At 53.8% G+C, this 383-nt stretch carries 1 protein-coding gene; it reads left to right on the top strand.

What is annotated here, in order from left to right:
- Positions 1–383: gamma-glutamylcyclotransferase (locus GTN70_09425; GenBank protein ID NIO17203.1), on the top strand; the 383-nt coding region annotated here is incomplete at both ends.

Genomic DNA, 383 nt, shown 5'->3' with positions numbered 1-383 from the left:
CTATTTTTAAAAATAATGAGCTTATGCTCTACTTCGCCTTCGGCTCGAATATGAACCCTGACCGGATGAGGCAACGGGAAGTGAACTTCACGTCCCGGGTACGGGCGGTCCTTGAAGGCTACACGCTAAAGTTCAACAAGGTATCCAGGAACAACCCGGTAAAGGCGTTTGCCAACATCGTCCCGAAGGAAGATGGGATCGTGGAGGGAGTCCTCTACGAGATGCCGGCTGAAGACATAAAAAAGATAGACAGGGCCGAGGGAGCACCGAAGCATTACAAAAGAATCCGCGTCACGGTGCATCTCGATGACGGGTCCAAGGTCGAGGCAGATACCTACATCGCGCAGCCCGAGTGGATCAGGGAGGGCATCAGGCCCGACAGG

The organism is Deltaproteobacteria bacterium (assembly GCA_011773515.1).
GTDB lineage: Bacteria > Desulfobacterota > Deferrimicrobia > J040 > J040 > WVXK01.
Note: the sequence above shows the minus strand (reverse complement) of the source record. Positions and strands in the feature narration are given on the sequence as shown.